Below are 556 nucleotides of genomic sequence, written 5' to 3'. Positions count from 1 at the left end.
GCATGTCGATCCTGCGCTGGTCGAAAGAGCGGAACGTGGAATGGCATTACATCGCGCCCGGCAAGCCCCAGCAAAACGGGTTCGTCGAGAGCTTCAACGCCCGGCTCCGGGACGAGTGTCTGAACGAGACCTTGTTCACGAGCCTGCCTCAAGCGAGGTCCGTGCTGGCCGCCTGGCGTCACGACTATAATCATCACGCCCCATTCGAGCCTGGGCACAAACCCGGCAGAGGTGCGGGAAAATCAGCGGCGCGCCGGTTGGGGTTAACCCCAACCGGCTGTTGCACCTACGCCCAATCGTGGGCATCACTCGAGGATGAGACTCTACTCCTGAATGGCGGGAACTTAGGGCTCAGACCATGACCGTCAGCAACGCGGCGACCCTCCCGCTTCAGCCTCCAGCTCGTGCGATGTTCGCCGGATATGCCCGCACGAACGGAATTAGCGCAGCGCTCAACTCATTTCCGGCCGAGGCAAGAAAGAAGTTCAAGGCACAGCTTTCTGCCTCGCGTCCGTCATGGTGGAACCCGGCCACGATCTGGGCAACTTGGCCCGAC

General features: G+C 61.5%; 1 protein-coding gene and 1 pseudogene. Both read left to right on the top strand.

What is annotated here, in order from left to right; translation table 11 throughout:
- A pseudogene (locus RT91_RS21180) lies at positions 1-267 on the top strand (transposase); the annotation flags it as partial.
- 91 nt (positions 268-358) lie between these two features.
- Positions 359-556, top strand: a 198-nt coding sequence (locus tag RT91_RS22395; RefSeq protein ID WP_205409011.1) for a hypothetical protein, incomplete at its 3' end; no start/stop codon positions are given.

Origin of the sequence: Acidiphilium sp. JA12-A1 (assembly GCF_000724705.2) — a bacterium.
Lineage (GTDB): Bacteria > Pseudomonadota > Alphaproteobacteria > Acetobacterales > Acetobacteraceae > Acidiphilium > Acidiphilium multivorum.
Note: the sequence above shows the minus strand (reverse complement) of the source record. Positions and strands in the feature narration are given on the sequence as shown.